Annotated in this window: 23 protein-coding genes; 14 read left to right on the forward strand and 9 right to left on the reverse strand. The window is 58.9% G+C overall.

All coding sequences use genetic code 11. The features are described 5' to 3' along the window. Positions 1-47: 47 nt before the first annotated feature. Entirely contained in the window at positions 48-1,166 is a 1,119-nt protein-coding gene (locus tag ACM6HV_RS15495; RefSeq protein WP_414904659.1) for a peptidase C39 family protein, read from the forward strand. Between the two features lie 130 nt (positions 1,167-1,296). Here the strand turns inward: ACM6HV_RS15495 and ACM6HV_RS15500 are convergent, their stop codons facing one another. Both ACM6HV_RS15500 and ACM6HV_RS15505 read right to left on the reverse strand, forming a co-directional pair. Further along, positions 1,297-2,442 (reverse strand): PQQ-dependent sugar dehydrogenase, encoded by a 1,146-nt coding sequence (locus ACM6HV_RS15500; protein ID WP_414904660.1) that lies wholly within the window; start codon positions 2,440-2,442, stop codon positions 1,297-1,299. 52 nt (positions 2,443-2,494) lie between these two features. Beyond that, positions 2,495-2,836: a hypothetical protein gene (locus ACM6HV_RS15505; protein ID WP_145598224.1), complete on the reverse strand. Its 342-nt coding sequence runs from the start codon at positions 2,834-2,836 to the stop codon at positions 2,495-2,497. Between the two features lie 192 nt (positions 2,837-3,028). On the opposite strand from ACM6HV_RS15505, the gene ACM6HV_RS15510 reads away from it, so the two are divergent. Then, entirely contained in the window at positions 3,029-3,901 is an 873-nt protein-coding gene (locus ACM6HV_RS15510; protein WP_414904661.1) for a Ku protein, read from the forward strand. Positions 3,902-4,038: 137 nt separating this feature from the next. On the opposite strand, the gene lpxO is transcribed toward ACM6HV_RS15510, so the two are convergent. The 3 genes from lpxO to ACM6HV_RS15525 all read right to left on the reverse strand — a co-directional run bounded on the left by lpxO (position 4,039) and on the right by ACM6HV_RS15525 (position 6,597). Continuing rightward, the gene (gene lpxO / locus ACM6HV_RS15515) at positions 4,039-4,938 is read right to left on the reverse strand and encodes a lipid A hydroxylase LpxO (protein WP_007964602.1); all 900 of its coding nucleotides are present in this window, start codon (positions 4,936-4,938) and stop codon (positions 4,039-4,041) included. A 475-nt stretch (positions 4,939-5,413) separates the two neighbouring features. After that, positions 5,414-5,953: a hypothetical protein gene (locus ACM6HV_RS15520; protein ID WP_414904662.1), complete on the reverse strand. Its 540-nt coding sequence runs from the start codon at positions 5,951-5,953 to the stop codon at positions 5,414-5,416. A gap of 176 nt (positions 5,954-6,129) precedes the next feature. Further along, positions 6,130-6,597: an anti-virulence regulator CigR family protein gene (locus ACM6HV_RS15525; protein WP_414904764.1), complete on the reverse strand. Its 468-nt coding sequence runs from the start codon at positions 6,595-6,597 to the stop codon at positions 6,130-6,132. 396 nt (positions 6,598-6,993) lie between these two features. Between ACM6HV_RS15525 and ACM6HV_RS15530 the strand changes: the two genes are divergently transcribed. Further along, on the forward strand, positions 6,994-8,580 hold the full coding sequence (locus ACM6HV_RS15530) for an ABC-F family ATPase (protein ID WP_041064399.1): 1,587 nt from the start codon (positions 6,994-6,996) through the stop codon (positions 8,578-8,580). 278 nt (positions 8,581-8,858) lie between these two features. After that, positions 8,859-10,046, forward strand: coding sequence for an MFS transporter (locus tag ACM6HV_RS15535; protein WP_414904663.1), 1,188 nt, complete (start codon positions 8,859-8,861; stop codon positions 10,044-10,046). A 92-nt stretch (positions 10,047-10,138) separates the two neighbouring features. Here ACM6HV_RS15535 and ACM6HV_RS15540 read toward each other — a convergent pair whose 3' ends face one another. Beyond that, entirely contained in the window at positions 10,139-11,176 is a 1,038-nt protein-coding gene (locus ACM6HV_RS15540) for an alpha/beta hydrolase family protein (RefSeq protein ID WP_414904664.1), read from the reverse strand. Positions 11,177-11,414: 238 nt separating this feature from the next. Next, entirely contained in the window at positions 11,415-12,026 is a 612-nt protein-coding gene (locus ACM6HV_RS15545) for an FMN-dependent NADH-azoreductase (protein ID WP_108182802.1), read from the reverse strand. A 125-nt stretch (positions 12,027-12,151) separates the two neighbouring features. On the opposite strand from ACM6HV_RS15545, the gene ACM6HV_RS15550 reads away from it, so the two are divergent. Both ACM6HV_RS15550 and ACM6HV_RS15555 read left to right on the forward strand, forming a co-directional pair. Continuing rightward, positions 12,152-13,060, forward strand: coding sequence for a LysR substrate-binding domain-containing protein (locus tag ACM6HV_RS15550; RefSeq protein ID WP_047294719.1), 909 nt, complete (start codon positions 12,152-12,154; stop codon positions 13,058-13,060). Continuing rightward, positions 13,057-13,416 (forward strand): MmcQ/YjbR family DNA-binding protein, encoded by a 360-nt coding sequence (locus ACM6HV_RS15555; protein ID WP_041064415.1) that lies wholly within the window; start codon positions 13,057-13,059, stop codon positions 13,414-13,416. Before ACM6HV_RS15550 ends, ACM6HV_RS15555 begins: the two co-directional genes overlap by 4 nt. A 113-nt stretch (positions 13,417-13,529) precedes the next feature. On the opposite strand, the gene ACM6HV_RS15560 is transcribed toward ACM6HV_RS15555, so the two are convergent. Next, on the reverse strand, positions 13,530-13,958 hold the full coding sequence (locus ACM6HV_RS15560; RefSeq protein WP_041064418.1) for a DUF1294 domain-containing protein: 429 nt from the start codon (positions 13,956-13,958) through the stop codon (positions 13,530-13,532). Continuing rightward, positions 13,955-14,785: an undecaprenyl-diphosphate phosphatase gene (locus ACM6HV_RS15565; protein WP_414904665.1), complete on the reverse strand. Its 831-nt coding sequence runs from the start codon at positions 14,783-14,785 to the stop codon at positions 13,955-13,957. The genes ACM6HV_RS15560 and ACM6HV_RS15565 overlap by 4 nt, the downstream gene beginning before the upstream one ends. Before the next feature lie 302 nt (positions 14,786-15,087). On the opposite strand from ACM6HV_RS15565, the gene ACM6HV_RS15570 reads away from it, so the two are divergent. The 8 genes from ACM6HV_RS15570 to ACM6HV_RS15605 all read left to right on the forward strand — a co-directional run bounded on the left by ACM6HV_RS15570 (position 15,088) and on the right by ACM6HV_RS15605 (position 21,906). Then, positions 15,088-16,722 (forward strand): methyl-accepting chemotaxis protein, encoded by a 1,635-nt coding sequence (locus tag ACM6HV_RS15570; protein WP_414904666.1) that lies wholly within the window; start codon positions 15,088-15,090, stop codon positions 16,720-16,722. 148 nt (positions 16,723-16,870) lie between these two features. After that, the gene (pnuC, locus tag ACM6HV_RS15575; RefSeq protein WP_414904667.1) at positions 16,871-17,434 is read left to right on the forward strand and encodes a nicotinamide riboside transporter PnuC; all 564 of its coding nucleotides are present in this window, start codon (positions 16,871-16,873) and stop codon (positions 17,432-17,434) included. Further along, positions 17,431-17,967, forward strand: a complete 537-nt coding sequence (locus tag ACM6HV_RS15580) for an AAA family ATPase (protein WP_414904765.1) — start codon at positions 17,431-17,433, stop codon at positions 17,965-17,967. Before pnuC ends, ACM6HV_RS15580 begins: the two co-directional genes overlap by 4 nt. A 323-nt stretch (positions 17,968-18,290) precedes the next feature. Beyond that, positions 18,291-18,740, forward strand: a complete 450-nt coding sequence (locus ACM6HV_RS15585) for a hypothetical protein (RefSeq protein WP_145598514.1) — start codon at positions 18,291-18,293, stop codon at positions 18,738-18,740. Position 18,741: 1 nt separating this feature from the next. Next, complete coding sequence (locus tag ACM6HV_RS15590) at positions 18,742-19,314, forward strand: adhesin (protein ID WP_414904668.1); 573 nt, start codon at positions 18,742-18,744, stop codon at positions 19,312-19,314. 73 nt (positions 19,315-19,387) lie between these two features. Next, positions 19,388-20,371, forward strand: a complete 984-nt coding sequence (locus ACM6HV_RS15595) for a heme utilization protein (RefSeq protein ID WP_145598512.1) — start codon at positions 19,388-19,390, stop codon at positions 20,369-20,371. 63 nt (positions 20,372-20,434) lie between these two features. After that, on the forward strand, positions 20,435-21,115 hold the full coding sequence (locus ACM6HV_RS15600; protein WP_145598511.1) for a C39 family peptidase: 681 nt from the start codon (positions 20,435-20,437) through the stop codon (positions 21,113-21,115). 44 nt (positions 21,116-21,159) lie between these two features. Then, positions 21,160-21,906 (forward strand): hypothetical protein, encoded by a 747-nt coding sequence (locus ACM6HV_RS15605; protein ID WP_145598510.1) that lies wholly within the window; start codon positions 21,160-21,162, stop codon positions 21,904-21,906. Positions 21,907-21,922: the final 16 nt, after the last annotated feature.

Below are 21,922 nucleotides of genomic sequence, written 5' to 3' on the forward strand. Positions count from 1 at the left end.
AGTTTTTCGAAAGTCCCGTTTCGTTACGCAACTTTTACGGTGGTCATATGAGTGCTGTTTTTCGTTTGGCGGTAGTTGAAGATCTGCCAGCGCTGCTGGCTCTGGAAATGCAATGTTTCACCAGCGACCGGCTCACCAGTCGCAGCTTTCAATGGATGATCACCCGCGCCCATGCGCAACTGCTGGTCGCCGAACTTGACGGTCAATTGCTCGGCTACGCCCTGGTACTGTTTCATCGCGGCACATCACTGGCGCGCCTGTATTCCATCGCCATTGCCGGCGAAGCTCGCGGTACTGGGCTGGGTAAACAATTGCTGCAACGTATCGAGGTCTGTGCCGTCGAGCATGACTGCGCGTACCTGCGTCTTGAGGTGCGTATCGACAACCCCAGCGCCATCGCGCTTTACGAGCGCAACGGCTATCGGCGCTTTGCGCTGATTCACGATTACTACGAAGACCATGCCGATGCGTTACGACTGGAAAAGCGCATTGTTCAGCACCGTGATTCGCGCAACATCAAGGTGCCCTATTACCCACAAACCACTGAGTTCACATGTGGCCCGGCCTGTCTGCTGATGGCCATGGGCGCGCTGCAACCTGAGCGTTTACTGGAGCGGCGTGAGGAATTGCAGATCTGGCGTGAAGCGACCACGGTGTTCATGACTTCCGGCCATGGTGGCTGCAGCCCTCAAGGCTTGGCACTGGCCGCTTGGCGTCGAGGTTTCCAAGTGCGTTTGCAGCTCAGCATGGCCGGGCCATTGTTTCTCGATGGCGTGCGCGATGAGCATAAAAAAGACGTCATGCGCCTGGTGCACCATGAATTCACCACGCAAATGCAAGACACCGACATCGAGCGCAAGATTGGCAACCATCTGGATTTGCCGCGCCTGCTGCAGGCTGGCGGACAGCCTCTGGTGCTGATCAGCAGCTATCGCCTGACCCGTTCCAAGTCCCCGCATTGGGTGGTGGTCACCGATTGCGATGAAGACTTTGTGTATCTGCACGATCCAGATGTCGACCACAGCCAGCATCGTCAACCGATGGACTGCCAGCATGTGCCGGTCAGCCATGGCGAGTTTGAAAAGATGAGTCGGTTTGGGCGTGGGAAATTGCGGGCGGCGGTGGTTGTGTATGCCCGCGCTACGCCAACTATCGTCAGGCTCTAGAGGTTTTTTTGTGGCGAGGGAGCTTGCTCCCGCATGAGTGCGTAGCGCTCACAAGGGCTTGGGGCTGCTGCGCAACCCAGCGGGAGCAAGCTCCCTCGCCACAGGACATCAGTGAAAATTGGAAGTGAAGTTATTTCAGGCCGATCTTGTACAACGCACCGTCCTGCTCGTCCGTCAGCACATACAGATAGCCATCCGGCCCTTGCCGCACATCACGAATCCGCTGTTTAAGCTCGCCCAATAGCCGTTCCTCGTGCGCCACCTTGTCCCCATCGAACTGCAAGCGGATCAACTCCTGACTGACCAGCGCGCCGATGAACAAATTCTGCTGCCACGGCTTGAAACGATCAGCGTCATAGAACGCCATGCCGGAAACACCCGGCGACTTTTCCCAGACGTGGTGCGGGTCAACCGCACCTTCGACACTTTTGCCCTTGGCTTCGGGAATCGGTTGCAGGGAATAGTTGATGCCGTGGGTCGCCAGCGGCCAGCCGTAGTTTTTCCCACGCTCGATGATGTTCACCTCATCGCCGCCTCGGGGTCCGTGTTCGTTCTCCCAGAGAGTGCCGTTCCACGGATTGAGCGCCGCGCCCTGCGGGTTGCGGTGGCCGTAGGACCAGATTTCCGGACGTACGCCGGACTGGCCCACGAACGGGTTGTCATCCGGCACCTTGCCATCGGGGAAAATCCGCACGACCTTGCCCTGCAGTTTGTCGAGATCCTGCGCGGTCGGCCGATCATTGTTTTCGCCGAGGGTGATGAACAGATAGCCATCGCGGTCGAACACCAGACGTGAACCGAAATGGTTACCGGTCGAGAGCTTCGGCTCCTGACGGAAAATCACCTTGAAATCGCTGATCGTCTTCAAATCGTCCGACAGCCGGCCTCGCCCCACCGCCGTCCCGGCCTTGTCTCCGGCGCCCCCGCCCTCGGCGTAGGACAGGTAGACCAGTCGATCCTGCCGGAAGTCCGGCGACAGCACCACGTCGAGCAAGCCACCCTGGCCTTTGGCCCAGACCTTGGGCACGCCGCTGATGGGCTCGGAACGCTTGCCGTCGGCAGTAATCACCCGCAGGCTACCCGGGCGCTCGGTCACCAGCATCCCTTGACGATCCGGCAGAAACGCCAGCGCCCACGGATGCTCTAGGCCTTGAGTAATCGTGGTGACTTCAAGGGTGCCCTGCTCGCTTTGCAACTCTTTGGGGGCCGCGGCGAAGGCTGGGGCGCTGATCAACGTGCCGGCGCACAGCGTGGCTAGAAGGGTTTTACGCAACATGCACGATTCCTTTTGTTCGTTTCGAAGGCTGACAGGCGCTCAGGCCTGATGTTCAACGGTTGCTGTCTCCATCACGCGGCGGTGGGTTGGGAATGAATTTGGGTGGTGTACTCGGTACCGAGCGTTGCTGCTGACCATTGCCGATGCCGCCATTGCCAACGGTGGGCGTACTGGGCACCGGCACTGTATTCGGCCCGCGAATCACCGGCGTACTGGGCTGGGTGCCCTGCATGCTGTTGGGATTGGCCCGGCGAATCGGGCTGTTGTAGGGATTGTTGCTGTTACCGGTGGGACTTTGTGCCAGCAACAGCGGCGCGGACGGTGCCGTGACCTCGGCATGCGCAAGACCTGCTCCAAGGAGCAGAACGATCATGCCGGGCAATATTCGGTTCATGGGATGGCCTCTCGATGCACAGGTGATAGAGCCTTCGAGTCCACGCTACGCCCCGGGTTCGGATTTGTTAACCCATCGCCCTTAAACAAGATGTAACACGGCTTGACCGACAGCACTGCTGTCTCTGGCAAACGCTGGAAACTTTCGCCGCCAGCTGCAGGTCACCTGAACATCATTCGCGGAGGACTCACCATGGCTCGGGCAATCTGGAAAGGCGCAATCAGTTTCGGACTGGTGCATATCCCCGTTGCGCTGGTGTCGGCAACGTCTTCGCACGGCGTCGACTTTGACTGGCTCGACAGCCGCAGCATGGATCCGGTGGGCTATAAACGGGTAAACAAAGTCACCGGCAAGGAAGTCACCAAAGAGCACATCGTCAAAGGTGTGGCCTATGAGAAGGGCCGCTATGTGGTGCTCAGCGAGGAAGAAATCCGCTCGGCGCACCCGGTGTCCACGCAGACCATCGACATTTTCTCCTTCGTCGATGCCGAGCAGATTCCACTGCAGAACATCGACACGCCTTATTACCTGGCCCCAGACAAACGCGGCGGCAAGGTCTACGCCCTGCTGCGCGAAACATTGAGCAAAACCAACAAGGTCGCACTTGCCCGCGTCGTTCTGCACACTCGCCAATATCTGGCGGCGCTGATGCCGCTGGAATCGGCATTGGTGCTGGTCAAACTGCGCTGGCCGCAGGAGGTGCGCGGCCTCGACGAACTGGAACTGGGCAGCGAGGTGACCAAGCCGCAACTGGCCAAGGGCGAGTTGGACATGGCTAAACGTCTGGTGCAGGACATGAGCGGCGACTGGAGCCCGGAGGACTACAAGGACGAGTTTGAGGACAAGATCATGGCCCTGGTGGAGAAAAAAGCCCATGAAGGCAAGATCGAGGATGTCGAGACCGTGGGTGGAGAAGAGGAGCGCAAGTCTGCAGATGTGATCGACTTGACCGAGCTGCTCAAACGCAGCCTGGGTGGGAAAGCGCCGGCCAAGACCAAGGCTAAACCGGAGAAACCCACGAAGTCCACGCCGGCAAGGAAAACCAAAAAAGCCTCTGGGGAATGAATATTCAACGCCTGTCAGGTAACTGACAGGTTGCTTTTGAGACAGTCATCGCCAGCAGGCCGGCTCCCACGGTTTGGGATGCATTCCCCTGTGGAAACCAGTCTGTGGCAATGACAAAAACAGCCGCGACACAGCAGTCAGATCAGAATGAAGATCGCCAGCAAACCGCCAAAGATCGCCCATTTTTCCATGTAGTAACGCGCACGATTGCGCTTTTTAAGCTCTTTACCACGCAGGCGAACCTTGTAGATTTTGGTAAACAGGCGGTTGATCCCGCCAGTGCGGTCGCCGGCATCGTTCGGCGCACCAGCAGCGGACATTACGGTGCGACTGAACCATCTGTTGAACGCTGCCGCCCAGCGATATTTCATCGGACGCTCGATGTCGCAGAACAGGATGATGCGGTTTTTGTCGGTGGTGTTTTCGGCGTAGTGGATGTAAGTCTCATCGAACATCACCGCTTCACCGTCGCGCCAGTGGTAGCTTTCACCGTCGACATTGATGTAGCAACCCGCATCGTTTGGCGTATCCAGGCCCAAGTGATAGCGATAGGAGCCCGCATACGGGTCACGGTGACGAACCAGTTTCGAACCCGGTGGCAGCTCGGCGAACATCGCGGCCTTGATCGAGCCGATGCTCTGCACCAGTTCGGTGGTGCGCGGACACAGCTTCATCGCCGACGGATGACTCTCGCCGTACCACTTGAGGTAGAAACGCTTCCAGCCACTTTTGAAGAACGAGTTGAAACCCACATCGTCGTACTGATTCGAGCGCTTGATCTCACCGGCACGCAGCAGGTCCTGCCCTTCCTGGCGAATTTCTTCCCAATGCGCCTGCAACGGGCTCAGGTCCGGAAACTCGGAAGGATCGAGATAGGGCTTGTTTGGTTTCTTTGAAAACAGGTACAGAAAGCAGTTGATCGGCGCCAGAAACGTCGAGTGGTCGCTCAACTGACGGCCCAGTTTGTGACGCACACGACCACGAAGGTGAACGTATGCAATGGAAATGACATAAATAGCGGCAATGATGAGTTTCACGGAAATCGTCACACGTCAAAAAGTGAACAAACTGCGCGCCTGCCGGCCAAAGGCCCAGGGTCTGATGCAGTGGCATGAATACAAATACTGTCCCGGTGGCACTTCCTTGAGCCCATGCCGTGAGCGGCTATTGGGTAATCGGATGGCATTTTAGCCATACTTTGTAACCAATGGTGAACCTGATCTGTGAAAAACTGTCGGCTGAATCTGCCAAACGGCAGACGCGACAGTACGCTCGTGCAGGCCCATGAGTGCTGACGCAGAGCAAAACAGCGGTTATTCCGGGAAGCGCCGCAGCGTTTGCGCTGAGCTTTGACGTGTACTTTTCAGCCGCTGCGTACCGAGCCAGATGTAATCCGCACCGGACTTGAAAATGGTCCGCGGGCAATGAGAAATGAGTTTGAAAGGGTGAAGCGAAACCCGCCAGGTTTGGAGCTCGACCGAGCATGACACCTGGCGGGTTACGAGTAAGGGCTTATTTGTCGGTGGAAAGGCTCGCCTTGCTCAATCCCTTGGTATTGTGATCGCCTGGCGTCGTGGCGGAGATCGCCGTGGCTTTCGACAACCCCTTGGTGTCCTTGGAATGCGCTACACCTGAAGTCGCCAGGCCGTGCCCGCGGTCGGTATTGTGGTCGCGTCCAATATGTTGGCCACTGACGCCATGATCGCGTACGGCCCTGCCGTCATGATCGGTTTCCTGGCCTTCAGCGCGGCCATTGCCGGAGACGCTGCCTGAATGCCCGGCACTGTCGCCGCTATGGCCTGCGCTGCCAGCACCGCCGTGACTGCCTCCACCGCCAGCGCCACCGGCACCACCACCGTGACCACCACCACCACCACCACCACCACCACCACCACCACCACCACCACCACCACCACCACCACCACCACCACCACCACCATCCTTGGCGTGGGCAGAGGCCATGATGGACAGTTGAGCAGGCAGTAATGGCGCAGCCGCAAACATCATTACGCAGGACATGACGGCAACCAGATTTTTCTTTTTAAAACGCATGACGGCATCCACAGGGGTTGGTTTTAATGTCATCTGAGATGCATTCATTTAGATCTGGTTCACCCACAAGCGACCAGCGGAAGCCAATCGCCTTATATATAAAGTGGATGAGAATGTATTGCTTTTACTTTAGGTGAACGGACTCAAAAAATCAGGTTCATTGACCTGCCATCAGACTAATCGAAAGCGCCATTCAGCACTTCGTAGATAAGCCCGCTCGCAATCGCCACCAGGATCAAATCGGTGCCCGCCTGCTGCCACTCATATCCGTCGTAATGAGGCAGTCGCCCCGCCAGACGCCCATCCAGTTTTTTGGCGATGCCCGGCGGCAGCGGTTTACCGCGCGCCAGATTCTTTTGAATACCGGGAGGCAGCGCCGGACCGGGGCTCCAGTAGTCTCTGTAGCCGTTGAGCACGGTCAGCACACCGCTTCGATCGACCACAGGTGCATGATCCCAGTTGCCCGAACTGGATCCTTTGTTTTTGCCACCTTGATTGCCATGTCCCTGACTGTTCTGCGGGCCGCCCTTTCCGTTCCCTTTGCCATTACCATTGCCATTTCCCGGATCGGCCAGTGCCGTTACAGAACTCACCGCCAAGGCCAGACAAGTAACAGACGCAACCAGTAAGTGTTTTTTAAACATGACCGTCCTCTCATCGGAAATTCCTTGATGAAATGTAGACGATATCAGGCGTTTTAGTTCCTCCCATGATTGTTGGAAGCCCGCATCGACACTCATGAATTCGATAGACCACGGCGTGAACGCGCATTTCACGCTCCCCGATGCAGGCGGTCTGCCGGTTCGTCAGCGTCCGCCATACAACTGCCGCATGACTTATGCGACAATGCGCGCAATGTCTGGCATGAATCCCGCCTTTAATGCCCAACAGCCTGGACGCCGTGTCCAGTTGCTGCTCTCACCCCTCGCCTGCTGGCTACCGCCAACACTGACCGGGTAGGGAAGAAAACGCTCCAAAATGCCCCAGAAATGGCCCAAGCGCCAAATGTGCGGCTCGCAACCCATTGATAGGTAAAGCAATTGATCTCCACAGCTAACATCACGATGCAGTTCGGCGCCAAGCCGCTCTTCGAAAACGTTTCGGTCAAATTCAACGGCGGCAACCGCTACGGTCTGATCGGCGCCAACGGTTGCGGCAAGTCGACCTTCATGAAAATCCTCGGTGGCGATCTCGAGCCGTCCGGCGGTCAGGTCATGCTCGAGCCGAACGTACGCCTGGGTAAATTGCGTCAGGATCAGTTTGCCTACGAAGAATTCACCGTGATCGACACCGTGATCATGGGTCACGAAGAGTTGTGGAAGGTCAAGGCCGAGCGCGATCGTATCTACTCGCTGCCGGAAATGAGCGAAGAAGACGGCATGGCCGTGGCCGAGCTGGAAACCGAGTTCGCCGAGATGGACGGCTACACCGCCGAATCCCGTGCCGGTGAACTGCTGCTGGGTCTGGGTATTCCACTGGAACAGCATTTCGGCCCGATGTCTGAAGTGGCGCCAGGCTGGAAGCTGCGGGTCTTGCTGGCTCAGGCACTGTTCTCCGATCCGGAAGTGCTGTTGCTCGACGAACCGACCAACCATCTGGACATCAACACCATTCGCTGGCTGGAATCGATTCTCACCGTGCGTAACAGCACCATGATCATCATTTCCCACGACCGTCACTTCCTCAACAGCGTGTGCACCCACATGGCTGACCTGGACTACGGCGAACTGCGTCTGTTCCCGGGCAACTATGACGAGTACATGACGGCCGCGACCCAGTCCCGCGAGCAACTGCTGTCGGACAACGCCAAGAAGAAAGCGCAGATTGCCGAACTGCAAACGTTCGTCAGCCGCTTCTCGGCCAACGCCTCGAAAGCCAAGCAGGCCACTTCCCGCGCCAAGCAGATCGACAAGATCCAGCTGGCCGAGGTCAAGCCATCGAGCCGTGTCAGCCCGTTCATCCGTTTCGAACAGACCAAAAAGCTGCACCGTCAGGCCGTGACCATCGAGCAGATGTCCAAGGGCTTCGACGGCAAGACCCTGTTCAAGAACTTCAGCTTCACCGTTGAAGCCGGCGAGCGCGTGGCGATCATCGGCCCGAACGGTATCGGCAAGACCACGCTGTTGCGCACCCTGATGGGCGAGCTGACGCCAGACGCCGGTTCTGTGAAATGGACCGAGAGCGCGGAGCTGGGCTACTACGCCCAGGATCACGCCCACGACTTCGAAGACGATGTCAGCCTGTTCGACTGGATGGGTCAGTGGACGCAGGGCGAGCAAGTGATTCGTGGCACCCTGGGTCGCATGCTGTTCTCCAACGACGAGATTCTCAAGTCGGTCAAGGTCATCTCCGGCGGTGAGCAAGGTCGTATGCTGTTCGGCAAGTTGATCCTGCAAAAACCGAACGTGCTGGTGATGGACGAACCGACCAACCACCTGGACATGGAATCGATCGAGGCGCTGAACCTGGCGCTGGAAAACTACCCGGGTACGCTGATCTTCGTCAGCCACGACCGTGAGTTCGTATCGTCTCTGGCCACGCGCATCATCGAGCTGAGCCCGAACGGCGTGACTGACTTCAGCGGCACTTACGATGACTACCTGCGTAGTCAGGGTGTGGTGTTCTAAAGATAGCGGCGAGCTTCCCGCTCCAAGCTTCAAGCGAAAGCCCTGTCGGTGTGACAGGGCTTTTTGCATTTCAAGGGATCTTGATTTCGTGCTGCGAAGCCCTTCGCGAGCAGGCTCGCTCCCACGGTAATCGCGTTCCAAATGTGGGAGCGAGCCTGCTCGCGAAGAGGCCCTCAAAAACGCCACCGACTCCAAGTAAATTAGTTAGCCTGCTTCCTTTTATTTCAGCACCCAGCCATGATGCCGACTCTCCCACCGCCGCCCGCGAACGAGTCCACATGCCTGCGCAGCAACAGCCTTTGCAAAGCTCCCTGGCGATCACCCTGCAGATCGTCTCCATCGTTTTCTATACCTTTATCGCCTTCCTGTGCATCGGCCTGCCGATTGCAGTGCTACCCGGTTATGTTCACGAGCAACTGGGGTTCAGCGCGATCGTTGCCGGACTGGTCATCGGCTCGCAGTATCTGGCCACTTTGCTCAGTCGACCGATGGCCGGGCGCATGTCGGACACGCTGGGCACCAAACGGGCAATTGTCTATGGCTTGTCGGGGATTGTGCTCAGCGGGCTGCTGACGCTGAGTTCGACGCTGCTGCAGGATTTCCCGGTGCCGAGCCTGATTATCCTGATCATCGGTCGGCTGCTGCTCGGCGTCGCACAGGGTTTGATCGGCGTCGGCACCATCAGCTGGTGCATGGGCCAGGTCGGCGTGGAGCACACGGCAAGGTCGATCGGCTGGAACGGCATTGCCTCCTACGGCGCGATTGCGATTGGCGCGCCGCTGGGCGTGGTGATGGTTGCCGACTACGGCTTTACCAGCCTGGGCATTGCCCTTTCGGTGCTGGCGGCGGCCGCTCTAGTGATCATCCGTAATAAACCCTCGGTACCGGTGGTGCGCGGCGAACGGCTGCCTTTTTGGGCGGTATTCGGGCGCATCGCACCGTATGGGGCCAGTTTGAGTCTGGCATCGATCGGTTACGGCACGCTGACCACCTTCATCACCCTTTATTACCTCAACCGTGGCTGGAGCGGCGCCGCGTATTGCCTGACGGTATTCGGCGTGTGCTTCATCCTGTCGCGGCTGCTGTTCATTTCGGCGATCAGCCGTTTTGGCGGCTTCAATTCGGCCATCGCCTGCATGAGCATCGAAACCGTCGGCCTGGTGCTGCTGTGGCTGGCACCGTCGACCGCGTTCGCCTTGATCGGCGCAGGGCTGGCCGGGTTTGGCCTGTCGCTGGTGTATCCGGCGCTGGGGGTCGAGGCGATCAAGCAGGTGCCCAGTTCCAGCCGTGGCTCGGGACTGGGGGCTTATGCAGTGTTCTTTGATCTGGCACTGGCGATTGCCGGGCCGTTGATGGGCGCGGTGGCGTTGAACCTGGGATATGCGTGGATTTTCTTCAGTGCGGCGCTGTTGTCGGTGCTCGGGCTGGGGTTGACCTTGTTGCTCAAGCGCCGGGCGATGAGTTGAAAAACCAGATCAAAAGATCGCAGCCTCCGGCAGCTCCTACACTCGATTTTTATAGGAGCTGCCGCAGGCTGCGATCTTTTGATCTTTGATCTTTATTGATCCGCGGTCTGCATCCCCGCCCGGCTCGGCCTGCCCAGCGTGCGCGAGAAAAACTGTCCGGCCTCGGAAATCAGGTTGCGGTGGATGTCTTCGCGATCCACGCCGTCGGCGTCGGTGCACAGCGCCGGCATGGCGCGGATCTGCTCTTCGTTGCACGGCGCCATGAACACAAAGTGCCCTGCCCCGGCCAGCAATTTGAAGTCCGGCGCGGTCGGCAGTTTGCGGGCCAGCGCCGCGGCGTTTTTGTCGAAGGCCACCAGTTTGTCGCCATCGCCGCTGTACAGCAGCACCGGCACATGCACGTCTGCGAGGGTGTGACGACCAAATTTGAGGCTCAGCGGCGCCATCAGCAACAGCGCATGCACGCGCGGATCAGCCACCGGTTGCAAGTCATCACGATCGACGATCAGTTCGCCCTGAGTGTTGCAGGCGTCACGGTCGTCCGGGCGCTCCTGACAGTACCGGCGCAGGCGATCCAGATCCGGCTGCGCACCGGAGAGAATCAACGCGGTTTCGCCACCGGCCGAATAGCCGATCACCCCGACCTGATCGGCGTTGACGAACGGCGAGAGCATCGGGTCGCCGAGGGTGGCAGTGATCGCTTCGGAAATCTGGATTGGCCGCCCATACAGATTACTCAGGGTACCGAGGCGGCTGTGGTCTTTGGAGTTGTCGCCGGGATGAATCACCGCGACCACCACAAAGCCCTTGCGTGCCAGCGAGGTGGCAAGGTCATGCAGCGCCAGCGGCGTGCCAGTGTTGCCGTGGGACAGCATCAACATCGGGAAACGGCCGATGGCAACCTTGGTGTCGGCGCCCGCCTCGACGGTGTAGCCCTCAAGCAGGCTGCTGTGTTCGCGGTCGCTGGAGGGATAGAAGGCGATGGCGCGCATCGGTTGCAGATCCAGCGGATCGAGGAATGTCATCTCGTGGTAACCGACACTCCAGACAGGGTGTCGCCCGGGCGCGGCATGCACTGAACCGAGGCTGCCAAGCAGGCAAATCAGTAACATTGCACAAAGACGCATCATCGGATGGCCCACCCTGTGTTACTCAATCGAAAGATCCTTTGTGTTCCGACACGCCCGCAACCCTGAGGTTCGGTGATCCGGCGTGGCGTTGCACTCAGAGGTTGATCGTTTGACTGCATAACCCGGGCCAGATTATGCAACAGTCTGAAACAAAAAACTCCGCACCTGGCCCTTGCAGAACCAGAATACAGAGTTTTTTGAGGCGCTACCTGAACGACAGCTGGTCTTTACGCAATGCTTACGCGGCGGCGAACAGTTGCTCGGCGATCTTCGCCTGAGCGGCGCTCATTGCGTTGTTGCGCACTTCATCACCGTAGGCCAGACCTTCGGCACGGACGATTTCGATGTCGGTGATGCCGAGGAAACCGAGTACCAGCTTCAAATATTCTTCGTGGGCGATGCCGCTCGCCTGGCCGGCATGGATGCCACCGGCGGTGGAGACGATCACCACTTTCTTGCCACCGCACAGGCCTTCCGGACCCGCTTCGGTGTAACGGAACGTCTGGCCGGCAACGGCGACGCGGTCGATCCAGGCCTTGAGCTGGGTCGGCACGGTGAAGTTGTACATCGGCGCGGCGATGACGATGGCGTCGGCCGCGATGAATTCGGCCAGGGTCGAAGCGCTCAATTCGGCTTCGTGCTGTTGCGCGGCGTCGCGCAGTTCAGCGGTGGTACCGGCAGCCACCAGAGTGGTCGACGAGAAGTGGCTGATGGCGTCAGCGGCCAGGTCGCGGTAGGTCACCACGGCCGCAGGTTCTGCGGCTTGCCAGGCTTTGACGACCTGGCTGCTCAGCTGACGGGAAGCGGAGTTGTCGCCCAGAATGCTCGAATCGATGTGCAGCAGTTTCATGTGGAATCTCCTGGAAAGAATCGCCGGCGGCGACGGAATGGAGACAATCCTACGGAAGAAACCAATAGCTGATTAGCCGCCGACAATGCGATAGTTCGTCCCACTGATAGAACGGTGGATTTTTCATGCAGGATCTCAACGATCTGTACTATTTCGCCAAAGTGGTCGAGGCCGGTGGCTTTGCGGCAGCCGGCCGCTTACTGGGCATTCCCAAGTCGCGGTTGTCGCGGCGCATTGCCGAGCTCGAAGAACGCTTGGGCGCCCGCCTCCTGCAACGCACTACGCGCCAGTTGAACCTGACGGCTGTTGGCGAGCGCTACTTGCGTCACTGTCAGGCGATGTTGCTGGAAGCGGAGATGGCCGACGAAGCCGTTGCCAGCATGTCCAGTGAACCGCGCGGGCGCTTGCGGGTATCGTGTCCGACCGGGCTGGCGCGAGAAATGTTGCCATGGGTAATCAGCGAATTTCTGGGCAAATTCCCCCAGGTGCAGCTGGAGGTGGTGCTGCTCAATCGCCGCGTGGATCTGGTCGCCGAGGGCTTCGACGTGGCGCTGCGCGTACGTGAACTCGGCGATGAGGATCCATTGCTGGTCACCCGCCGTCTGCGTCAGGCGCAAATGGTGGTGGTGGCCAGCCCGGCCTTTGTCGAAGGCAAGACCATTGCCCACCCGCAGGATCTGAAAAACCTGCCGGTACTTGGCGCGCTTGAAGCCGACCGCATGGTCCACGTGCGTTTGCTTGATCAGCAAGGCAATAGCGTCGAGCTGAATATGGAAGCGCGCCTGGGCATCGATGACTTTATCGTGCGCAAAGCCTGCGTACTCGCCGGCCAGGGCTTTACCCTGTTGCCGATGATGTATTGCGAAGCCGATCTTGAAAGCGGCGCGCTGGTGCAACTGTTGCCCGAGTGGTCGTTGCCCGGCGGCTGGTTGCAGGCGGTATATCCGCATCGGCGCGGGGTAATGCCGGCGGTGCGGGCGTGGATCGATCATCTGGTCGAATCGTTCAATGCGTGCGGGGAGCGGCTGTTATGAGCAAGGGAAAGATGAACGAAGCGGATGTCGCCGCCTTTTGCCTGGCCTTGCCGGGCGCGCGGGAGGATTACAAATGGGGCGGCGTGCGGGTGTTCTCGATTGCCGGCAACAAGATGTTTGCCTTGCAGGGGCTGCGCGGGGATTCACTGGCATTCAAGGTCGACAAGGATCTGTTTCTCGGCCATTGCGACCGCCCGGGCATTCACCCGGCGCCTTATCTGGCGCGGGCACAGTGGATCATCATGCACCCGCCCTACCCGCTGGGCGCCGAGGAACTGCAGGGATTGCTGACGCGTTCGCATCAGTTGGTGGTGGGCAAATTGCCGAAAAAAACTCAAATCGGATTACTGCTCTGAACCCGTCCCTGTAGGAGCTGCCGCAGGCTGCGATCTTTTGACTTGGATCTTTTAAAAAGCAAGATCTAAAGATCGCAGCCTGCGGCAGCTCCTACAGGGGGATTTGCGGTGATTTAGAACAGTGAAAGCAGGTTCGAACCCAGAAACAACTGGTCGATCCAGAACACCTGATGCAGCGCCACAATCACCCAGAACAGAATCTGGAACGACACCTTGCGCGTCTTGTGCCGGAACACTTGCTGGGCAATCAGCGCACCGGGCCAGCCGCCGGCCAGTTCCAGCGCATGCAGGATGTTCTCCGGCGTGCGCCAGGCATCGGCGCGGGCCTTGCGCTTGTCTGCCCAGTACATGAAAAACGCCAGCACACTGACAACCCCATAAGCCGTCAACGGTACCAACGAGATGCCGCGCAGCCACATCGACAGCGAGCCGAACAGCGGCAGCGCGCAGACGATCAGCAGCACCGCCAGTTTCAGTTTCAGATGCTGAATGCCGCCGCCGGACGGGCGTCCATCCGGGCGGCGTGCGCGGGAATCACTCATGGTTTGGCCGCCGACCAGTCCACCCAGCCGAACTGCCAGGTCGCCAGAATCACCAGGCCGAAGGCGATCCGGTACCAGGCGAACGCCGCGTAGCTGTGGCTGGCGATGAACTTGAGCAGACCGCGCACGGCAATCATGGCGAAGATAAACGCCGTGATGAAGCCGATGGCGAATACCGGGAAATCCGCCGGCACGAACAGATCTCGATATTTGTAACCCGAGTAAACCGCTGCACCGACCATGGTCGGCATCGCCAGGAAGAACGAGAACTCGGTCGCGGTCTTGCGCGACAGTCCAAACAGCAGACCACCGATAATCGTCGAACCGGAACGCGAGGTGCCGGGAATCATCGCCAGACATTGGGCGAACCCGACCTTCAGCGCGTCTTTCCAAGTGATCTCGTCCACGCTTTCGGCGTGCACTTCATGCTGGCGGCGCTCTGCCCACAACATGATCACACCGCCCACCACCAGTGCGCTCGCGACGGTGATCGGGTTGAACAGGTACTGGTGAATCAGGTCGGCAAAAATCACCCCCAACACCACCGCCGGCAGGAATGCGATCAGCAGGTTGGCAGTAAAACGTCGCGCACTTGGCTGGGTCGGCAAGCCAATTACCACATCGAGAATCTTGCGACGAAACTCCCAGACCACCGCAAGGATCGCGCCGAGCTGAATAATGATGTTGAACGCCATGGCCCGTTCGCCGCCGAAGTCGAGCAAGTCGGCAACAATGATCTGGTGTCCGGTACTGGAAATGGGCAAAAACTCCGTCAGCCCCTCTACAACTCCAAGAATCAGTGCCTGCAAAGCGATCCAAAGATCCATCAGTCCCCCAAAGAGCGATGCACGCTGGCATGCCCCGATAATATTTTTACGTTCACTGCGATCAGCGTAGCTGTTTGTTGCTGTACCGATTCCGCGCGCACAGCATCCACACGAAACGGTCAAAATTCCGTGAAATATCAACTTGGATTCAGGTTTTCGCGCGCGGGGCCGAAATCCTAACAGACAAGCCTTAATAGTGCTGCGGCGTTATACGACTTGGGTCGCGTATGCCCGACCACTCAAACGTGGTTGGATGCTGGCGTTGATTTATTACAAGAAAAAGAAATCGGAGTGGCAGCGTTATGAACAGCTTGCGCAGTGTGTCGATCAGCCGACGCTTGTGGCTCATTTTGATTGTGGCCGTGGTCATGTTGTTGACCTTGGGTGTGTTGATGCTCAAGCAGATCCACGATGACCTCTACCACGCCAAGGCGCAGAAAACCCAGCACGTGGTGCAGACCGCCAGCGGCTTGCTGAGCTACTACCACGACCTGGAAACCGCCGGCACCCTCACCCGCGACGCCGCACAGAAGCAGGCACTGACCGCCATTCGCGGCCTGCGCTATGACCAGAGCGACTACTTCTGGATCAACGACCTCACCCCCGTGATGGTCATGCACCCGACCAACCCCAAACTCGAAGGCCAGAACCTCTCGGCGATCCGCGATCCGGACGGTTTTGCGGTATTCAACGAGATGGTCGCGATCGCCAAAAGCAAAGGCGCGGGGATGGTCAATTATCGCTGGCCAAAGCCCGGCGCCAGCGAACCGGTCGCGAAAACGTCCTATGTAAAACTGTTCGAGCCGTGGGGCTGGATCCTTGGTTCCGGCGTTTACGTCGATGATGTGCAGAGCGAGTTTCGCGGTCAGTTGATCAAGGCCTCGGTAATCGGCCTGGCGATTGCGCTGATCATGGTCCTGCTGGTGATTTTGATTGCCCGCAGCATCGTGCGTCCGTTGCAGGAAACCGTGAACGCCATGGCCAACATCGCCAGCGGCGAGAGCGACCTGACCCGTAGCCTCGACACCCACGGTCAGGACGAAGTCACACAACTGGCGCATCACTTCAACGCCTTCACCGCCAAGTTGCGCCGGGTCATCGGTGACCTGCAGATCTCGGCCAGCGCGCTGGGCCAATCGTCCAGCGAACTGGGCAACGATGCGACCCAGGCCCAGCAGCGCAGCCAGCAGCAATCGCAGCAGATGGAACTGGTCGCGACCGCGATCAACGAAGTCACCTACGGCGTGCAGGATGTGGCGAAGAATGCCGAGCACGCCGCTGCGGAAATGCGCGATGCCGAAGCTCAGGCGCAGCAGGGTCAGATCAACATCGACGGCAGCCTGCAACAGATCGACAGACTGTCCGACACCATTGACCAGGCGGTCGAAGTGATCCGCACCCTCGCCGCCGAAAGCACGCAGATCGGCAGTGTGCTGGAGGTGATCCGCTCGATTGCCGAGCAGACCAACTTGCTGGCCCTCAACGCGGCCATCGAAGCGGCCCGTGCCGGTGAACAGGGCCGGGGCTTTGCGGTGGTGGCCGATGAAGTGCGACTGCTGGCGCAGCGCACGCAAAAGTCGACGGCGGAAATCCAGACCATGATCGAGCGCCTGCAGAACCATTCCGAAGCGGCCGTAAAGGTCATCGGTGACAGCAGCAAAGCCTCGCAGCTGACCATCGAACAGGCTGGCCTTGCCGGCGCGAGCCTGAATGCCATCGGCCAGGCACTGCGCAACCTCAACGGCCTGAACGCCTCGATTGCCAGCGCCACGTTGCAACAGGCGCATGTGGTCGAGGACATCAACCAGAACGTCACACAGGCGGCCGGCCTGTCTCACAGCACAGCGCTGGCGGCGGAGCAGTCAAGTGCGGCGAGCGTGAAGCTGGGGCAATTGAGTGAACAGCTGAACCAGCTCCTGCGCCAGTTCCGCGTCTGACCCCTCCCCCTTGTGGGAGCGAGCCTGCTCGCGAAGGCGTAATGTCAGTCAACAACTGCATGGTTGACTACCGCTTTCGCGAGCAGGCTCGCTCGCACAGGTTTTTGGGTACAATCCGCTCCCTCCTCAATTCCCCCAAGGAACCCCCATGTCCGGGCTTGAACTGTTTGCCGCCGCCCTCGGTGTGATTGCCGTCTGGCTGACGGTCAAACAGAATCCGTGGTGCTGGCCGATCGGCCTGGTCATGGTGTTGCTGTACAGCTGGATTTTCTATGACGTGAAGCTGTACTCGGACATGTTGCTGCAAGTGATCTACGCCGCGCTGCAAGTCTACGGCTGGTGGCAATGGACCCGCGCCGGGACAATGCATGACGGACGCGACGTCACGCGTCTGGATCGGCGCTCGATCCTGTTCGGCCTGAGTGTCGGCGCACTGGGCAGCCTGCTGCTGGGCGCGGCCATGGCGCACTGGACCGACGCAGCGCAGCCATGGCTTGATGCCGCGTTGACTGCTTTCAGCCTCGTCGCACAACTCTGGATGGCGCAGAAACGCCTGCAATGCTGGGCGCTGTGGTTCGTGCTGGATGTGATTTTCGTCGGCCTGTTTCTTTACAAGGGCCTGTACCTCACCGCCGCGCTGTATGCCCTGTTCACCCTGATTGCGGTGCAAGGCTGGCGGGAATGGCGCGCCGATCCGGCGTTGCAGCGATGAAGGTGGTTGTCCTCACCGGCCCGGAATCCACCGGCAAGAGCTGGCTGGCCGCTGGCCTACAGGAGCACTTCGGCGGCCTGCGGGTGGACGAATACGTACGCTGGTTCATCGAGCAAAACCCTCGTGATACCTGCCTCGACGACATCCCCGCTATCGCTCGCGGGCAGTTGCAGTGGGAAGATCAGGCGCGGATGCAGCAACCGCAGTTGCTGATTCTCGACACCCATTTGCTGAGCAACATCCTGTGGAGCCAGACCCTGTTCGGCGACTGCCCGACATGGCTGGAGCCCCAGCTGCTGGCGCGGCATTACGACTTGCACCTGCTGCTGTCACCGGAGCAGATCGACTGGACCGACGACGGCCAACGTTGCCAGCCCCAACTGAGCGAACGCCAGGCGTTCTTTCAGGCCACCCGCGACTGGCTGGAACAGCACAAGCAGCCGTTGCAGATCATTCAGGGCGATTGGGATCAACGCCGCGTTCAGGCCTTTGAAGCCGTCGCCCGGTTATTGGCTGATGGATCCATCGAATAGCTCCGTTCAGGACGAATGTGTCCATTCCTGAAACACCTCCCTGCGCGCAAAGCGGCCAGTTCAATGGCCTTCATCATTTTGTCAGGACATCTGTTTCGCCAGTGAAACAGTCCCCGGCAAACCCTTGTCCCAGAGCTTTGCGCCGCCATGGGACCTGTGGGCGTCTGCACGACTGTTTCAGCGTTGAAACAGCTTTTGTATCAACCCTGCGCGGCCCATCGCCAACCCGTTGAAAATCAACAACAACTCAAAAGCGGCACAGCTTTCGCTCTCTCCTTCCCAACGCTGACAAGAGCCAGCCCACTGAAGAAGGAATTGCCGCCGTGGGGAATTTCAATAAAGGCCTGACCTGCCTTCTGCTGATTGGATCAGCCGCCAGCACTTTCATCAGTTTCAACGTTCAGGCCGAAGGCAATGGCGTGATCGTTCTCAACCGCGATGTCCAGCCCATTCCAATCGGACGCAGCGGTGGCAAAGACCCCTATCCCACCACAGTCAATGCCAACCCTTCGGCTCGCATCAATCAAGCGATGACCAGCACCGAGCTGGATGACGGTGAATTTGCCAGTGTAGCCAGTGGCTCTTCGATTCGCGGCAATATCACCACGCCCACCGCCAACATGCCTGGCATGAACACCTTGACCAATCCTAACGGCCTGCCCGGCATGGGCGGCGGTCACGGCGGTGGCGCGGGCGGTTCGATCTCCAACACCGTCAACCGTGCAATGAGTTCCGGTCTTGCCCCGCTGACCCGCATGGCCGGAGGTCAATGAGATGAATCGTTCCCTTCTGCTGCTTGCCCTGTTCGGCTGCGCCAGCGCCATGGCCGATCCAGGCTCCGTGAATAACGCCGACATCCAGAACAGTGGCGTGCAGTACCGCGGCAACTACAACGTCAACCAGGCCGCCGGCGACCAGATGCAACAGACCAATACCAAAGCGATCGCCATCGGTACCAACGCCAGCGCCACGACCATTGTCAGGCAAAAACTGGATACCCCAGCCAACCCGTCGATGAACGCCAGCGCCACCATCGGCGGTACATCTTTCAGTAATGGCAACGGGATCCTGGGCGTGAACCAGGGTGCCGGGGCCAACAACCAGATGGCCAACGTGACGCGCGTCAGCATCAGTGCTGCCCCGCAGAGCGTTGACGACAGCGCCCTGTCACAACAGAACGTGGCGCTTTTACCGAGCTCAGGAGCAACTGGCACCTCACCCGGCAGTCGCCAGGTCACGACAAGTGATCAGGCCTTCACCGGCAGCCGAGGGGTGATTCAGGTGAACCAGAGTGCCGGGGTGGGGAACCGTATGGCTAACACCCTGAGCATCCGGGTCGCTGACTGACCCAAACAACAAAAGCAGTGCAATTAGAAAGTACCAACACTTAACCAACTAATAAGCACGATGGAGAAACACCATGAAACCTACAATGGCTCTCAAACCACTGGTTTTCGCACTTGCAGCAGTCATGGCAATGGCGGCTCAGGCAGGCGGCAATGATCATGGTAACGGGCACGGCAATGGTCATGGCAACCATGAACCTAAAGGCCCTACCCTGGAACAACTTCTGCAGATCGGTGCAGGTGCCGGAGCAGCAGTGCTCGACGAACAAAACAGCGATGGCAACGTGGTGAAAAACCAAGGCACTCTCAATAACGCCAACGCCAGCGACTCGCTCAATGGTTCTAACGGCAATATGGGCGCCAACGTTGCTGCAGGGGACGGCAACCAGCAGGACAACGCCGCCGCCCTGGCTACCGCCGATGAAAGCTTCATTTTCGGCACTGCAGTTGCTGCCTCCAGCGCGACTCAAGTCAACAACAACAACTATGTGAAAAACTCGTCGACCTTTAATAACGCTACGCTCAGCAACGCAGGCAACAATGGTTCCGGCAACATCGGCATCAACGTGTCTTCCGGCAACTTCAACCAGCAGAAAAACAACCTGGCGATCGCCGTATCCGGTGGCCGCGTAGCCACTGCCGCCGCGTCTGCCAATCAGTCCTCTACTGGCCTTGTTGTAGAAAACAAAGGCGTGCAGGCCTACAAAACCGACACCCTTACCGGCACCTACGCGGCCGCTGGCGTGTTTAAAGCCAAAGGCACTGCAACCATCGAAGACGACAACCATGGCGGTTGGGATAATCGTGGCGGCGGCCACGGCGGCAACGATGACCAGAAAGCCAAGTTCGAAGCCGTGGGTACCTTTGGCCTCGCTGGCGTCACCACTCAGCAAGTGCTGACCAAAGATGGCTGGAAAGCTCCTGTTGTGAACAATGCCAACATGACCAACTCGATGAACAACTTCTCCGGCAACGGCGGAGCCAACGTCTCGGCGGGTGTGGGCAACCAACAAAGCAACTCGCTGTCCATCGCTGCAGGTTGCAAAGCCTGCATGTAATCGCGATCGAAACGAAAGCCCCGGAAACGGGGCTTTTCCTCAGTCCGCAAAGGCGTATCGATCATGCGTAAGACTGCCTTTATCGCCCTGCTTTGCCTGTCCGGCCTGACTCAGGCTGCCCAGATGCCCGTCGCTGCCCTGCCCGGCGGCGTACTCGTCTACAAAAACGTGCAAAGCATCCGTGAACGCAAGTTTGCCGACATCGTCGAACAGAAAACCGATTTCAGTTGCGGCGCCGCCGCACTGGCCACGGTATTGCGCCAGGCCTATTGGCTCGACGTCGATGAGGAGCACATCATCAAAGGCATGCTGGTCAACGCTGACCAGGACCTTGTTCGTACTCAAGGGTTTTCCATGCTGGACATGAAGCGCTACGTAGAAAGCATCGGCATGCGCGCCAGAGGTTACAAGATTCCGCCGGAGAAGCTCGAAGCAGTCACGATCCCGGTGGTGGTACTGTTGGAAATTCGCGGTTACAAGCATTTCGTGGTACTGCAGCGTTCGGACAAGGATTGGGTTTACATCGGAGACCCCGTTCTAGGACACAAACGCTACGCCCATGATGACTTTGTCAAAGGCTGGAACGGCATTGTCTTCGCCATCGTCGGCCCCGGATACGACAAAACCAATGCATTACGCAGTCCTCCGACCCCGCTGACCGCCAAGAACAAGCTCGATTCTTTCAACCCTGTCAAAGATGCTGAATTGATGGACTTCGGGTTCATACAGAGCGACTTCTTTTAATCGCCGATTATAAAGAATGGGGCTGGATGTCCCGGGAGCAGCAGATGAAAACCTCATACTGGCTGGCCGCCGCCTGCCTGGCGGCGAGCGCGTCAGGCTATGCCAATGCAGGATTCAAACCCATCGAAATCAAGGACCAGGAGCTCGCCGAGCTGCGTGGTCGTTACGTCATGCCGGGACGGATCATCAGCTTCGGCATTGTCATGAGCAGTACCTGGCGCAACGCCAGTGGTGATCTGATCGGCGCTGCGACGTCGATGCAAATCCAGGCCGCCACGATCAAACCGGAATTTTATGTCTCGACCATCAAGGAACAGGGCAACGGCAGCACCCCGACGCCGGGTACTGGCAATGTCATTGGTGGTGCGGCACTCAACAGCAGCCAGGGCGTGACCCAAAGCGTACGCGCCGCCGGCGACGGCAACACCGCCAACAACAATGTGGCGATCAACGTAAAAGAGGCCAACACCCCTCCTCCGCTGGCCCCCGCACAAGGTCAGGCCTTGATAGCCGGGCAAACCATCGGTGCCAGCAATGCCGCTGGCAGCGTCGCCGTATCGGCCAGCAGTGGTGGCGTGCAAATGGCGATCCAGGCCTCCGGCAACCAGGGCAACGCCCTGCAACAAGTCGCCCAGGGAGGATTGCTGCAGAACACTCGACTGCTAGGCAGCGCCAACGTGGTCAACAACATGACCCAACTTAATGTCGTGCTTAACAATAACGGCATCAGCCCCGGCGCACTGGACTGCAACCTGACTCAACTCAGGGCACTACGCAACATGGGATATTGAACTACGCTGAGTCTCG

The sequence above is a fragment of the Pseudomonas sp. IT-P260 genome (assembly GCF_949768395.1).
GTDB classification, from domain to species: Bacteria; Pseudomonadota; Gammaproteobacteria; order Pseudomonadales; family Pseudomonadaceae; genus Aquipseudomonas; species Aquipseudomonas parakoreensis.